This window comes from Streptomyces sp. NRRL S-920 (assembly GCF_000717945.1).
GTDB classification, from domain to species: Bacteria; Actinomycetota; Actinomycetes; order Streptomycetales; family Streptomycetaceae; genus Streptomyces; species Streptomyces alboniger.
The window spans coordinates 1-14,091 of record NZ_JODF01000039.1 but is presented as its reverse complement, the minus strand read 5'-3'; the positions used below and the strand labels follow the sequence as shown (position 1 = coordinate 14,091).

Here is a 14,091-nt window from a genome sequence, read left to right as displayed (position 1 = left end):
AGAGGGGAGCAGAATTCAGCCCCTGGGGGTCCCCCCGGACGGAGTCTGGGGGAGTTTGAGGAGCGGGGTCCGGGGCGGAGCCCCGCGGCAGGACGCCAGTCCCGCCGTCGGAACATTGTGCGTCAGACAACCCCCACCCCCGCCAGGCGCCCCGAGCCGAGGACCCGCACGGGCCGACCCGGAGTCGTACGCTGGAGGCCCCCCGGCCCGAGAGAAAGCCTTCCATGAGCCTGCACGGTCTGCTCGACGCTGTCGTCAAGGACTCCGCACTCGCCGAGGCGGTCAAGACCGCCACCGACGGCCACCGCGCACACGTCGACCTGGTCGGACCGCCCGCGGCCCGCCCCTTCGTCGTCGCCGCCCTGGCCCGCGACTCCGGCCGCCCCGTCCTCGCCGTGACGGCCACGGGCCGCGAGGCGGAGGACCTGGCCGCGGCGCTGCGCACGATCCTGCCGCCGGACGGCGTCGTCGACTACCCCTCGTGGGAGACGCTGCCGCACGAACGCCTCTCGCCCCGCTCCGACACGGTCGGCCGCCGCCTCGCCGTCCTGCGGCGTCTCGCGCACCCCCGCCCGGACGACCCGGAGACCGGCCCGGTCTCCGTCGTCGTCGCGCCGGTCCGCTCGGTGCTCCAGCCGCAGGTCAAGGGCCTCGGCGACCTGGAGCCCGTGGCCCTGCGCTCCGGTCAGACCACCGACCTGAACGAGATCGTGCGGGCGCTGGCGGCAGCGGCGTACTCCCGGGTGGAACTGGTCGAGAAGCGCGGCGAGTTCGCCGTCCGCGGCGGCATCCTCGATGTGTTCCCGCCGACCGAGGAACACCCGCTGCGCGTCGAGTTCTGGGGCGACGACGTCGAGGAGATCCGCTACTTCAAGGTCGCCGACCAGCGGTCCCTCGAAGTCGCCGAGCACGGCCTGTGGGCGCCGCCCTGCCGTGAGCTGCTGCTCACCGACGAGGTACGGGAGCGGGCCGCGGCCCTCGCCGAACAGCACCCGGAGCTGGGCGAGCTGCTCAACAAGATCGCCGAGGGCATCGCCGTCGAGGGCATGGAGTCCCTCGCGCCGGTCCTGGTGGACGACATGGAGCTGCTGCTCGACGTCATGCCGAAGAACAGCATGGCCGTGGTCTGCGATCCGGAGCGGGTGCGTACGCGCGCGGCCGACCTGGTGGCGACCTCGCAGGAGTTCCTCCAGGCCAGCTGGGCGGCGACGGCCGGTGGCGGCGAGGCCCCGATCGACGTGGACGCCGCCTCCCTGTGGGGCATCGCGGACGTCCGGGACCACGCGCGCGACCTCGGCATGATGTGGTGGTCGGTGAGCCCCTTCGCCGCCGACGAGGGCCTGGACGAGAACACCCTCAAGCTGGGCATGCACGCCCCGGAGACCTACCGCGGCGACACCGCGAAGGCGCTGGCCGACACCAAGGGCTGGCTCGCCGACGGCTGGCGCACCGTCTACGTCACCGAGGGCCACGGCCCCGCCGCCCGCACCGTCGAGGTCCTCGGCGGCGAGGGCATCGCGGCCCGCCTGGACGGCGACCTCACCGAGCTGACGCCGTCGCTGGTGCACGTCTCCTGCGGCTCGATCGACTACGGCTTCGTCGACCCCGCGCTGAAGCTCGCCGTGCTCACCGAGACCGACCTGTCCGGTCAGAAGGCGGCCGGCAAGGACGGCCAGCGGATGCCCGCGCGGCGCCGCAAGACGATCGACCCGCTGACCCTGGAGGCCGGCGACTACATCGTCCACGAGCAGCACGGCGTCGGCCGCTACATCGAGATGGTGCAGCGCACCGTCCAGGGCGCCACCCGCGAGTACCTGGTCGTGGAGTACGCGCCCGCCAAGCGCGGTCAGCCCGGCGACCGCCTCTACATCCCCACCGACCAGCTGGAGCAGATCACCAAGTACGTCGGCGGCGAGGCCCCGACGCTGCACCGCCTCGGCGGCGCCGACTGGACGAAGACCAAGGCGCGCGCGAAGAAGGCGGTCAAGGAGATCGCCGCCGACCTCATCAAGCTGTACTCCGCCCGCATGGCCGCGCCCGGCCACGCCTTCGCCCCCGACACGCCCTGGCAGCGCGAGCTGGAGGACGCCTTCCCCTACGCGGAGACGCCCGACCAGCTCACCACGATCGCCGAGGTCAAGGAGGACATGGAGAAGACGGTCCCGATGGACCGCCTGATCTGCGGCGACGTCGGCTACGGCAAGACGGAGATCGCGGTCCGCGCGGCCTTCAAGGCGGTGCAGGACGGCAAGCAGGTCGCCGTCCTCGTGCCCACCACCCTCCTGGTCCAGCAGCACTTCGGCACGTTCTCCGAGCGCTACTCCCAGTTCCCCGTCAACGTACGGGCGCTGAGCCGCTTCCAGACGGAGACGGAGTCCAAGGCGACGCTCGAAGGCCTGCGCGACGGCTCGGTCGACATCGTCATCGGCACGCACCGCCTGTTCTCCGCCGAGACCAAGTTCAAGGACCTCGGTCTGGTCATCGTCGACGAGGAGCAGCGCTTCGGCGTCGAGCACAAGGAGCAGCTGAAGAAGCTCCGCGCGAACGTGGACGTGCTGACCATGTCGGCCACCCCCATCCCCCGTACGCTGGAGATGGCCGTGACCGGCATCCGCGAGATGTCCACGATCACCACCCCGCCCGAGGAGCGCCACCCGGTCCTGACCTTCGTCGGGCCGTACGAGGAGAAGCAGATCGGCGCCGCGATCCGCCGCGAACTGCTGCGCGAGGGCCAGGTCTTCTACATCCACAACCGCGTCGAGTCCATCGACCGCGCCGCGGCGAGGCTGCGGGACATCGTCCCCGAGGCCCGCATCGCGACCGCCCACGGCCAGATGTCGGAGCAGGCCCTCGAACAGGTCGTCGTGGACTTCTGGGAGAAGAAGTTCGACGTGCTCGTCTCGACGACGATCGTCGAGTCCGGCATCGACATCTCCAACGCCAACACCCTGATCGTCGAGCGCGGCGACAACTTCGGCCTCTCCCAGCTGCACCAGCTGCGCGGCCGCGTCGGCCGTGGCCGCGACCGCGGCTACGCCTACTTCCTCTACCCGCCGGAGAAGCCCCTCACGGAGACCGCCCACGAGCGGCTCGCGACCATCGCCCAGCACACGGAGATGGGCGCGGGCATGTACGTGGCGATGAAGGACCTGGAGATCCGAGGCGCCGGAAACCTGCTCGGCGGCGAGCAGTCCGGGCACATCGCGGGCGTCGGCTTCGACCTGTACGTACGCATGGTCGGCGAGGCCGTGGCGGACTACCGCGCGTCCCTGGAGGGCGGGGTCGAGGAGGAGCCGCCCCTGGAGGTCAAGATCGAGCTGCCGGTGGACGCGCACGTCCCGCACGAGTACGCGCCCGGCGAGCGGCTGCGCCTCCAGGCCTACCGCGCCATCGCCTCCGCCAACACGGAGGAGGACATCAGGGCGGTACGCGAGGAACTGACCGACCGCTACGGCAAGCTTCCGGAGCCGGTGGAGAACCTCCTGCTGGTGGCGGGCCTGCGGATGCTCGCCCGCGCGTGCGAGGTGGGGGAGATCGTCCTCCAGGGCACCAACATCCGCTTCGCGCCGGTGGAGCTGCGGGAGTCGCAGGAGCTGCGGCTCAAGCGGCTCTACCCCGGCACGGTCATCAAGGCGAACGCCCAGCAGATCCTGGTGCCGCGCCCCAAGACCGCGAAGGTGGGCGGCAAGCCGCTGGTCGGGCGCGAACTGCTGGGCTGGACCGGGGAGTTCCTCACGTCGATCCTCGGGTCGTAATGTCGGTCCCGGGGTCGTAGCCGTCAGGTCGCGGGGGTGCAGGCCCGCGCGATCGACAGGCTGTTCTCGTAGAGGTGGTGCCGGGTGATCCGGCCCTCCTCCACGGTGAGCCGCAGCGCGAAGGGCCCCTCGAAGGACTTGCCCGTGGCGCGTACGGTGCCGAAGACGTGGCCCATCAGGACCGCGTCGGCGCCGTCCACGAGGAAGGTGTCGACGCTGGCGCGGGCGTCCTCGGGCACGGTGTGGGCCATCAACTCCGTGAACTGGGCGGCGCACTCGGCAGCCGTGGAGCGCGGCCGTATCCACGGCACGCCGGGGTTCTCGGCGAGCAGCCAGTCGACCTCGTCGGCGAAGAGGGCGGTCATGCGCGCCGTGTCCCCGGCGATGCGGGCGGCGAGGAACTCCTGGACGGTGGCGCGGGTTGCGGCCGCCCGGTCGGCGGGGCCGTGGGCGGCGGTGGGCGTGGCGGACATGGCGTTCTCCTCGGAAGTGGGCTGCTGAGGCGGTGTGCCCGATCCTGCCGGGGGAGGAGGGGGGCGGTCGATTACCCGGCGGGTAAAGAGGCCGGGCCCCTCGGCCGGTCCGGGCCGGCCGCCCGTTACGGTGGTGGCCGGGGGAGATTCCGCCCGGGGGAGGGGGAGCGCCGTGCCGCTCACGGTCGTCGGTCTGACCAGTTATCCGGTGAAGTCGATGCTCGGCGTGGACCACGAGCGCCTCGCCTTCGACACCCGCGGCGCCGTCGGCGACCGGCTGTGGGCCGTGCGGCACGCGGACGGCAGGCTCGGCAGCGGCAAGAACAGCCGCCGCTTCCGCCGCGTCCCGGGCCTCATGGAGTACCGCGCCGCGTACGACGATGACGGCACCCCCGTCGTCACCGCGCCGGACGGCACGACCCTGCGCCCCGGCGACCCCCGGATCCCCGAACTCCTCGGCGAGGGCGCCGAGCTGGCGCGCGAGGGCGAGGTCGGTCACCAGGACGCCGCCGGTGTCTCCCTCGTCGGCACCGCCTCGCTCCGCGCGCTCGGCGAACTGCTGGGCGACGCCGACCCCGTGGACGTACGGCGGCTGCGCAAGAACATCGTCGTGGAGACCGACGAACCCTGGATCGAGGAGAGCTGGGTCGGCGGCGAGATCACCTTCGGCGCCACCGACGCGGGGGATCCGCTGCGGCTGCGGGTCGACAAGCGCATCAAGCGCTGTGTGATGACCACCCAGGCGCAGCTCGAACTGCCCGCCGACAGCCGCGTCCTGAAGACCCTCACCGCCGACCGCGACATGTGCATCGGGATCTACGCGGAAGTCGTCACGCCCGCCCCGCTCGCCCTCGGCGCGACGGTGGTGGCCCGGTGAACCGCCGCACCACGTCCGCGCTGCTGGCGCTCGTCGCCGTGCCCGCGCTGCTCACGGGCTGCGAGCTGGACAGCGGCGCGGAGGGCGGGGGCGGCGCCGGTGGGCCCGACGCGAAGGCGGGGTCCGCGCTGGCGGCCGTCGACACGCTCACCGTCAAGGGCCGCGCGCCCAAGACCGGTTACGACCGGGCGCGGTTCGGCACCGCCTGGGCCGACACGGACTCCAACGGCTGCCCCACCCGGGACGACATACTCAAGCGGGACCTGAAGGGCGTCGCGTACCGGAGCGGGGACTGCCAGGTCGCCGCGGGCAGGCTGGCGCCCGACCCCTACTCCGGCAAGGACGTGACGTTCCGGCGCGGTCGCAGCCAGGTCGACATCGACCACCTGGTCGCGCTCTCGGACGCCTGGCAGAAGGGCGCCGCCCGGTGGGAGCCGGGCAAGCGCATCGCCTTCGCCAACGACCCCCTGAACCTCCTCGCCGTCGACGCGGGCACCAACCGCAGCAAGGGCGACGGCGACACGGCCACCTGGCTGCCGCCGAACAAGGCGTACCGCTGCGCGTATGTGGCCGGGCAGGTCGGGGTGAAGAAGAAGTACGGGGTGTGGGTGACGGCGGCGGAACGGGACGCGATGAAGAAGGTCCTGGCCAAGTGCCCCGACGAGAGGCTCCCGACGGGCCCGGCCCCGACGGCGGCTCCGCCCCGCTTCCACGCCCGCTGACCCGGGCCGCGGACAAGGCGGTACCGCCCACCTTGCGGGACGCGTACCCTGCGCCGGATGGACCTGAAGATCACCACTCTGGCCCAGCGCCCCGAGCTGAAGCTACCGCTCTGGACCATGGCCGGGGACTGGCCCGAGTTCATCCCCCACGACCCCGTCGGCTGGCTGCTGATCGGCCAGATCGTCGCGGACCTCCCCGAGTACGTCCTGGTCGCGACGGAAGAGGGCGGCACCGGGGAGAACAAGGTCGTGGCGCGCGCGTTCAGTGTGCCGCTCGCCCTGCGCGCCCGCACCGGGGGCGCACTGCCCGACGGCGGCTGGGACCAGGTCATGCTGTGGGCCTTCTCCGACCTGCGGCACGGCGAGGACCCCGACACGGTGAGCGCCGTGGAGATCACCGTCGACCCCGCCGCCCGGGGCAGGGGCATATCGGGGCGGATGCTCGCGGCGATGCGGGAGAACGCCCGCGCCCTCGGTTTCACCGAGGTCGTCGCGCCCGTACGCCCGAGCGCCAAGCACCTCGAACCGGCCGCGCCGATCGACGAGTACGCCCACCGCACGCGCGAGGACGGACTGCCGCACGACCCGTGGCTGCGGGTGCACGTCCGCGCGGGCGGGGTCGTCGAGAAGGTCGCGCACGCGTCCATGACGGTGTCCGGGTCCCTCGCGCAGTGGCGCGAGTGGACCGGGCTGCCCTTCGACGAGGCGGGCCCGGTCGAGGTGCCGGGCGCGCTCGTGCCGGTGCACTGCGAACCGGAGCGCGGCTACGGCGTGTACGTCGAACCGAACGTGTGGGTGCGGCACACGCTGTGACGGACCGTCAGGGTCACAGCTTGTCCAGGTCGAGGACGTCGCCGGTCGGCGGCGTCGTCTTCACCGGCTTGTCGTAGTCGCCGAACTTCAGCGTCTCCACCTTCCCGCCCTTCGCGGTGTCGACCCGGAGCAGGTACGGCTTGCCCTCGGTGGCGACGTAGAGCGTGTACTTGTCCTTGCCGTCGGTCTCCATGAGCTTGATCGCGGGGACGCCGTCGACCTTGGTCGTGCCGCCCCTGCGGGCCGCGGAGCTGACGTCCTTGAAGTCGGCGAGCACGATGTCGAGGTCGCAGAACGCCGCGATCTCCTTCGCGTCGGCGCTCGTCGCCTTCGTCTTCGCCCAGCGGTCCGCGAGCATGTCCACCGCGGCCTGTACGTCGGCCTTGGGCTCGCCCTTGCTCTGGGCGCGCAGGAACTCCTCGTCGTACTTCATGTAGACGGTCTTGCCCGGGACGATCAGCTCGATCGAGCCCTCCTTGTTCATGCCCATGGTGCCCGCGCACTTGCCCTTGGTGTCCATGGCCATGTTCAGCGAGATCAGCCCGGCCTCGCCGTCCGTGACGTCACCCTTGATGCGCAGGGACTCGGCGCCCGAGGTCGCCTTGACGGCCTTGTCGGCGATCTCGCCGCCGGACAGGCCGGCGAAGGGGCCCTTGGCGGCCTCCTTGGCCGAGCCGGACTTGCCGTCCTCGCTGCCGCAGGCCGTGAGGCCCGCCGTGGCGGCGGTGGCGAGGCAGACGGCCGCGATCGCGGTGCGGCGCAGACGCAGGTGGTGACGCAGGTGGTGACGCATGGGAACCCCCCAGAGAAGTCGTTTGGCGGGAACATCACAGCAGGTTTCTGTGAACCGAGTCAACACGAGATGATGGGAAGCAGTGGTTAACAGGCGTGAACCCGCCCGCGCTGCCCGTCGGAAGATCCTTCTGGGTATGCTCGACCGCGCGCGACTGACCCCGCGCAACGAGGGGAGCTGCTGCAATGAAGCCGCGGGACGACGCGACCGAGGTGACCGCCGCCGGAATCGCCAGGCTGGCCGGGGTGGGCCGGGCCGCCGTCAGCAACTGGCGCCGCAGGCACGGGGACTTCCCGAGGCCCGTCGGCGGCACCGAGACCAGCCCCTCCTTCGCGCTCGCCGACGTCGAACGCTGGCTGCGCGCCCAGGGCAAGCTCGTCGAGGTCCCCCTGCGCGAACGCGTCTGGCAGCAGCTCGCCGGACACCCCGCCGGGCCCGTCACCGCCCTCCTCCACGCGGGCTGCGCCCTGCTCCTGCTCCGCGACAGGCCGCCCGCCTGGCTCGCGGTGAGCGCCGTCTCGGACGAGCGGATGGCCCAGCTCCTGCCGGACCGGCTCGACGAGGTCGTCGCGACGCGCCTCGGGGCGCGGGGCGAGCGCGCCGTCCACATCCCCGGGGCCACCGAACTCCTGCCGTCCGTACCGCTGTTGCGCGGCGTCGCGGAGCTGGCGGCCGAGCTGGGCGCCAAGCAGACGTACGAGTTCCTGCTCGGCCGGCACACCGACGCCAACCCCCGCCAGTACACGCTCACCCCGACGGGCCCCGCCGCCCTCATGGCCGAACTGGCCGTGAGCGGCGCCCCCGCCCACACTGTCCTCGACCCCGCCTGCGGCACCGGCGCCCTGCTGCGCGCCGTGCCGCCGCGCCCCGGTCGGCACCTGTACGGCCAGGACAGCGCGCCCGAACTGGCCGCCCTCACCGCGCTGCGCCTCGCCCTGCACTCCGACGCGACCGTGCGCACCATGGCCGCCGACACCCTGCGCGCCGACGCCTACGCCCACCGCAGGGCCGATGCCGTGCTCTGCCACCCGCCGTTCAACGAACGCAACTGGGGCCACGACGAACTGGCCTACGACACCCGCTGGGAGTACGGCTTCCCGGCCCGCGCCGAGTCCGAACTGGCCTGGGTCCAGCACGCGTTGGCCCGCCTCGTCGACGGCGGCACCGCCGTCCTGCTGATGCCGCCCGCCGCCGCCTCCCGCCGCTCGGGCCGCCGCATCCGCGCCGACCTGCTCCGCCGCGGCGCCCTGCGCGCGGTGATCGCCCTGCCGGCCGGCGCCGCACCCCCCTACAACCTGCCCCTGCACGTCTGGGTGCTGCGCAGGCCGGGCCCGGCCACACCGCCCGCGCCCGAACTGCTCCTCGTGGAGGCGGCCGGCATCCTCGCCGCCGACGGCCGCGACAAGCAGCTGTGGCCCGCCGTCCAGGACACCGTCCTCGACGCCTGGCGCTCCTTCGACCGGCACGGCACGGCCGAGGAGCGGCCCGGCCTCGCCCGCTCGGTGCCGGTCCTCGAACTCCTCGACGACGAGGTCGACCTGGCCCCCGCCCGCAGGCTGCCGCCCCCGGCCCCGGGCGGCGGCGCCACCGAGCTGACGACCGTACGCGAGGACCTGGGCGAGGCGCTGCGCCGGGCCGCGGACCTGACCCCGCCCCTCACGGCCTGCCCGGAGCCCGCGGACACCCCGCACCAGCCCTCCACCACCGTCGGCGAACTGGCCAGGGCGGGCGCCCTCACCCTGCACACCGGGACCGGCGCCGGGGGCCCCGGCGTGCCCGTCCTCACCGACCACGACGTCCTGAACGGCGGCGCCCCCTCCGGAAGCCCCCACGAGGGCGCCCCGGACGAGACCGTCGTACGTACCGAACCGGGCGACGTCGTCGTCCCCGTCTTCGGCGGCGGCGCCGCCGCCCGCGTGATCGACGAGGCCACCGCGGGCGCCGCGCTCGGCCGCGGTCTGACCCTGCTGCGCCCCGACCCGGCCGCGCTCGACCCGTGGTTCGTCGCGGGCTTCCTGCGCGGCACCGCGGGCCACCGCAGGGCCAGCAGCTACGCCTCCACCTCCGCCCGGCTCGACGTCCGCCGCCTCCGGCTGCCCCGGCTGCCGCTGGCCGGGCAGCGCGGCTACAGCGAGCGGTTCCGTGAACTGGCCGCCTTCGAGGACGCGCTGCGTCTCGCGGGCAGGCTCGGCGAGCAATTGGTGCGCGGTATGCACGACGGACTGACGGAGGGCACGCTTCCGCCGCGGTGACGCGACCGGGCCCGCCGCGGCGGCGTGACCAGTACGGCAACGGTTCCGTACAACCCGGGATCGCTTCCGGTTGTCGGCCTATACGCTCGATCCGGATTCGTTCGTCCTTCAGGTACCAGGAGCAGCCATGCACGGCCACGGCTACGCGCAGCCGCAACCGCCGCCCCCGCCCGGGGGCACCCAGGTGACGCTGCGCGTGATGTTCGTAGTGCTCGCCGTCCTGACTTGCGGCCTGCTCGCGTGGGCGCCGCTCCTGCGGCTCGCGATCGTGACCCGCAAGGCGCACGACTGGATCGTCCTCGGCGTCGTGACGGCGCTCGACATCACCGGGCTCGTACTGATCGGCGTCGACCCCGGCGAGGAGGAGTTCCAGGGCCCCGGCAACGCGGGCATGGTGGTCCTGCTCTGCACGCTGATGGCCGCCGTCGCCTACTACCTCTTCGCGGAGATCCGCCACTTCAGCCGCCTCCCGCAGCCGCTCTTCCACGGGTACGCGACGCAGCAGACGCGGCCCGCGCACGGCTACCCGCAGCCGCAGCCGCAGCCGCAGCCGCCGACCGCGCCGGAGCCGCCCGTCCAGCAGGCCCCCGTCCACCAGACCCCGCCCCCGTCCGCGCCCCCCGCGCCCGCCCGCATCCACCAGGTCCGCGCCGAACTCGACGAGCTGAGCGACTACCTGCGCAAGCAGCAGGGCGGCGGCTGAGCGTGGTACCGGGGAACGGAACCGGCGGCCGGATCGTCGCCGGACGCTACGAACTGTCCACGCTCATCGGCCAGGGCGGCATGGGCCAGGTCTGGACGGCCTACGACCAGCGACTGGACCGCCGCGTCGCCGTGAAACTGCTCCGTCCCGACCGGGTCGCGGGCGCCGAGGCCGAGGAGCTGCGCCGCCGCTTCGTACGCGAGTGCCGCGTCACCGCGCAGGTCGACCACCCGGGCCTGGTCACCGTGCACGACGCGGGCAGCGAGCCCTCCGAGGACGGGGCCCTCTTCCTCGTCATGCAGTACGTCGACGGCGCCGACCTCGGCGACCACCTGGCCGAGCAGGACCCCTACCCCTGGCCGTGGGCCGTCGCCGTCGCCGCCCAGCTGTGCGCCGTGCTCTCCGCGGTGCACGCCGTGCCGATCGTCCACCGCGACCTCAAACCGCGGAACGTGATGGTCAAGCAGGACGGCACGATCAGCGTCCTCGACCTCGGCATCGCCTCCGTGATGGACACCGACACCACCCGCCTCACCCACACCGGCTCACCGATCGGCAGCCCCGCGTACATGGCGCCCGAGCAGGCGATGGGCGGCGCGGTCGGCCCGTACACCGACCTCTACGCGCTCGGCGTGCTCCTGCACGAACTCCTCAGCGGCGACGTGCCGTTCTCCGGCTCCACCGCCCTCGGCGTCCTGCACCGCCACCTCTACGAGCCGCCGCTGCCGGTCCGCCGCCTGCGCCCCGAGGTGCCCGAGGCCCTGGAATCCCTGGTCCTGCGCCTGCTCGCCAAGGACCCCCAGCACCGGCCGGGGAGCGCCCAGCAGGTCTACGAGGAACTGGCGCCGCTGCTGCCCGCCCGCGGCGTCCCCTCGGGCCGCCCGCTCGACCCCACCCGGCCCTTCCTGCGCCCGCACGCGCCCTGGCCGGACCGCGCCGCGACGCCCGCGCCCGCCCCCGACCTGCCGCCGCAGCCGCCGGGCCCGCCGCCGCGCCAGGACGTCGTCCGGGCCGTCGAGGACGTCAAGCGGCTCCTCGGCGAGGGCCGCATCACCCAGGCCGTGGACATCCTCGGCGCGATCCTCCCCGCGGCCGCCGCCGAGCACGGCGACCACTCACCGGTCGTCCGCACACTCCGCAAGCAGTACGCGGCCACGCTCATGGACGACGGCCAGTACCGCCGCGCCCTGCCCGAACTGCGGCGCCTCGCCGACGAGCGCGCCGCCGAGTCGGGCCACGCCGACCCGCACTCCCTCCAGTTCCGCTACGAGGCCGCGCAGTGCCTGGAGCAGCTCGGCGAACCGGCCGCGGCCCTCGCCGAGTACCGCGCGCTGCTCCCCTATTACGAGAACCAGTACGCGACGGACGACCGCCGCCAGTCCCTGGAGATCCGCCGCCGCATCGGCCACCTGCTGCTCGCCCTCGGCGACCGGGCCGCCGCCCACGACACGCTCGCGCGGCTGCTGCACGACGCGGACCTCGTGCACGGCCCCGGCCACCCCTTCCCCGCGGAGATCCGGCGCACCCTCCAGTGGCTCGGGCAGGTGCGGTGACAGCGGGAGCGACCGGCGCCTCCTGGGCGGGCCGGGTGACCCGGGGTGCCCCAACTCCCGCCGAATCGTTGGTCGAATAGCTGGCCGAGAAGACGGCCACTGCCTACCATCGATCACCGCAAGACTTTGTGCACCGCCGCACAATCTCCTCGGGAGGCTCACTTGCACCGCCGTCGTCGCACAGCGCTCATCCTCTCCACCGCCGCGCTCGCCGCGGCCCCCCTCCTCACCGCCTGCGGCAGCGAGGCGCACCCCGGCGCCGCGGCCGTCATCGGCGGCGACCGCATCACGGTCGCGCAGCTGGAGGGCCGGGTGAACGAGGTGCGCGACGCGCAGCGGGCCGCCATCCCCGACGACGCCCAGTACGCGCAGGCGATCTCCAAGTCCGGCGGCCTCACCCGCGCCACGCTGCACACGATGGTCCTCGACAAGGTGCTGCACCGCGCGGCCGCCGACGCCGGGGTGAGCGTCACGCGCCGCGACGTCCAGACCATGCGGGCGGGCCTGGAACAGCAGGCGGGCGGCAGGAAGGAACTGGAGGAGGCCTGGCTCCAGCAGTACAGCGTCGCCCCGGCCCGCCTCGATGACAGCCTCCGTACGGAGGTCGAGGCGCAGAAGCTCGCGAAGAAGCTGGACGCGGACATGAACTCGCCGCAGGGCCAGGCGCTCTTCTGGAAGGCGCTGACGGCCGCGTCCAAGAAGCTCGACATCGACCTGAACCCGCGCTACGGCACCTGGGACGTCGACAAGAACAAGCGTGCGGACGCGAAGACGCCGTGGGTGCGCCAGGTGACGGAGTCCGGGGCGGCCGCCGGGGACCGCCAGGCATAGCGGGCGGGCCGCCGGGCGGGAGCCGCGGACGGGTCCTCGGCGGGCTGGGTTACGTTCGTCGGGTGAACGACACCACCACTACCCCCGCCACCGCCGCGGCGGCCGTCGGCCGGGTCATCCTGCTGACCACCAGCCACCGCGTCGCGCCCGGCCTCCTGTCCTGGCCCGCCTGGCAGGCCCTGCGCGACGCCGACGAGGTGCTGTGCGCCGACGCCGAGCACCCGCAGTTGCCGTATCTGCGCGAGGCCGGGGTGGCCGTGACGCACGCGTCGCCCACCGCCGAGGAACTGGTGGACGCCTGCGCGGGCGGGCGCACGGTCCTCGTCGTCGCCGGTGCCGAGGGGGACCGCCCCCTCACCGACGGCCTGGCCCGCCTCGCGGGCTCGGGACGCGTCGCGATGCCGGACCTGGAACTGCTCCCCGCCTCCTACGACCTGCCGGGCGCCCGCCTGCTGGACCTCGTCCAGGTGATGGACCGGATCCGCGAGGAGTGCCCCTGGTCCTCGCGGCAGACGCACAAGGGCCTGGCGAAGTACGGGATCGAGGAGGCGTACGAACTGGTCGAGGCGATCGAGACCGGCGACCGCGAGGAGCTGCGCGAGGAACTCGGCGACGTACTGCTCCAGGTCGTCTTCCACGCCCGCATCGCCGAGGAGGACCCCGAGGCGCCCTTCTCCGTGGACGACGTGGCGGCCGGCATCGTGGACAAGCTCATCCACCGCCACCCGCACGTGTTCGGCGACGACGCGGCGGACACCCCCGAGGAAGTGAAGGCGCACTGGCTGCGGACCAAGGCGGAGGAGAAACGGCGCACCTCACTCACGGAGGGCATCCCGCTGGCCCAGCCGTCCCTGGCCCTCACCGCGAAACTCGCCTCCCGCGCCCGGACGGCGGGCCTGGACGTCCAGATCCCGCAGGGCGAGGGCGTGGGCTACGAACTCCTCGCACTGGCACTCAAGGCAGAATCCGAGGGCACGGACCCGGAAGCCGCCCTAAGAGCGGCGGCACGAACCTACCGAGAGGCGGTCCGCACAGCGGAGGGCACGACTCCCTAACCCCCCGGGGGGCGGCAGCGAAGCGCGCCCAAGGGGCGCGGGGAACGGCGCGAGCAACCCCAACAGACCGGCACCCGCCCCCGGCGAGGGAGTCCGGCAAGCCCGGCTGAGGCCCGCCCCTGGCGAGGGGGGCCGGTGAAGCGCCCCGCAGGGGCGCGGGGAACGGCGCGAGCAACCACAACAGACCCGCACCCGCCCCCGGCGAGGGAAGGCAGCGAAGCCCGCTCGGACCGCCCCCGGCGAGAACCCGCCACCCCCCAAAGC

The 14,091-nt window shown here is 73.4% G+C and carries 11 protein-coding genes; 9 read left to right on the top strand and 2 right to left on the bottom strand.

The annotated features are described in order from the left end of the window. Nucleotides 1–224 precede the first annotated feature (224 nt). Entirely contained in the window at nt 225–3,755 is a 3,531-nt protein-coding gene (gene mfd, locus IG54_RS0125050; protein WP_030788695.1) for a transcription-repair coupling factor, read from the top strand. Nucleotides 3,756–3,778: 23 nt separating this feature from the next. Here the strand turns inward: mfd and IG54_RS0125045 are convergent, their stop codons facing one another. Next, nucleotides 3,779–4,228 carry a nuclear transport factor 2 family protein gene (locus IG54_RS0125045; protein WP_030788693.1) on the bottom strand — a complete coding sequence of 150 codons (450 nt, stop codon included), beginning with the start codon at nt 4,226–4,228 and terminating at the stop codon, nt 3,779–3,781. Nucleotides 4,229–4,400: 172 nt separating this feature from the next. On the opposite strand from IG54_RS0125045, the gene IG54_RS0125040 reads away from it, so the two are divergent. The 3 genes from IG54_RS0125040 to IG54_RS0125030 are packed head-to-tail and all read left to right on the top strand — an operon-like array spanning nt 4,401 to nt 6,640. Next, complete coding sequence (locus tag IG54_RS0125040) at nt 4,401–5,105, top strand: MOSC domain-containing protein (RefSeq protein WP_106977082.1); 705 nt, start codon at nt 4,401–4,403, stop codon at nt 5,103–5,105. Continuing rightward, nucleotides 5,102–5,827: an HNH endonuclease family protein gene (locus IG54_RS0125035; protein WP_037897657.1), complete on the top strand. Its 726-nt coding sequence runs from the start codon at nt 5,102–5,104 to the stop codon at nt 5,825–5,827. Before IG54_RS0125040 ends, IG54_RS0125035 begins: the two co-directional genes overlap by 4 nt. Before the next feature lie 57 nt (nt 5,828–5,884). Continuing rightward, a complete protein-coding gene (locus IG54_RS0125030) occupies nt 5,885–6,640 on the top strand; it encodes a GNAT family N-acetyltransferase (RefSeq protein WP_030788687.1) in 756 nt (251 codons plus the stop codon). Between the two features lie 13 nt (nt 6,641–6,653). Here the strand turns inward: IG54_RS0125030 and IG54_RS0125025 are convergent, their stop codons facing one another. Continuing rightward, on the bottom strand, nt 6,654–7,403 hold the full coding sequence (locus IG54_RS0125025; protein ID WP_030788684.1) for a hypothetical protein: 750 nt from the start codon (nt 7,401–7,403) through the stop codon (nt 6,654–6,656). A 215-nt stretch (nt 7,404–7,618) separates the two neighbouring features. Here IG54_RS0125025 and IG54_RS0125020 point away from each other — a divergent pair, with 215 nt between their 5' ends. From IG54_RS0125020 to IG54_RS0125000, 5 genes are all read left to right on the top strand, one after another. Beyond that, on the top strand, nt 7,619–9,685 hold the full coding sequence (locus IG54_RS0125020; RefSeq protein ID WP_030788681.1) for an N-6 DNA methylase: 2,067 nt from the start codon (nt 7,619–7,621) through the stop codon (nt 9,683–9,685). A 127-nt stretch (nt 9,686–9,812) separates the two neighbouring features. Then, nucleotides 9,813–10,388 (top strand): hypothetical protein, encoded by a 576-nt coding sequence (locus IG54_RS0125015; RefSeq protein ID WP_030788677.1) that lies wholly within the window; start codon nt 9,813–9,815, stop codon nt 10,386–10,388. Between the two features lie 53 nt (nt 10,389–10,441). Continuing rightward, nucleotides 10,442–11,941 (top strand): serine/threonine-protein kinase, encoded by a 1,500-nt coding sequence (locus IG54_RS0125010; RefSeq protein ID WP_267883666.1) that lies wholly within the window; start codon nt 10,442–10,444, stop codon nt 11,939–11,941. A gap of 162 nt (nt 11,942–12,103) precedes the next feature. Beyond that, a complete protein-coding gene (locus IG54_RS0125005; protein WP_030788670.1) occupies nt 12,104–12,772 on the top strand; it encodes a SurA N-terminal domain-containing protein in 669 nt (222 codons plus the stop codon). A gap of 62 nt (nt 12,773–12,834) precedes the next feature. Continuing rightward, nucleotides 12,835–13,827 carry a nucleoside triphosphate pyrophosphohydrolase gene (locus IG54_RS0125000; RefSeq protein WP_030788667.1) on the top strand — a complete coding sequence of 331 codons (993 nt, stop codon included), beginning with the start codon at nt 12,835–12,837 and terminating at the stop codon, nt 13,825–13,827. Nucleotides 13,828–14,091 lie beyond the last annotated feature (264 nt).

Coding starts and splice junctions, on each gene's coding strand:
- mfd (WP_030788695.1), top strand. CDS start 225: ATGAGCCTGCACGGTCTGCTCGACGCTGTCGTCAAGGACTCCGCACTC.
- IG54_RS0125045 (WP_030788693.1), bottom strand. CDS start 4,228: ATGTCCGCCACGCCCACCGCCGCCCACGGCCCCGCCGACCGGGCGGCC.
- IG54_RS0125030 (WP_030788687.1), top strand. CDS start 5,885: ATGGACCTGAAGATCACCACTCTGGCCCAGCGCCCCGAGCTGAAGCTA.
- IG54_RS0125020 (WP_030788681.1), top strand. CDS start 7,619: ATGAAGCCGCGGGACGACGCGACCGAGGTGACCGCCGCCGGAATCGCC.
- IG54_RS0125015 (WP_030788677.1), top strand. CDS start 9,813: ATGCACGGCCACGGCTACGCGCAGCCGCAACCGCCGCCCCCGCCCGGG.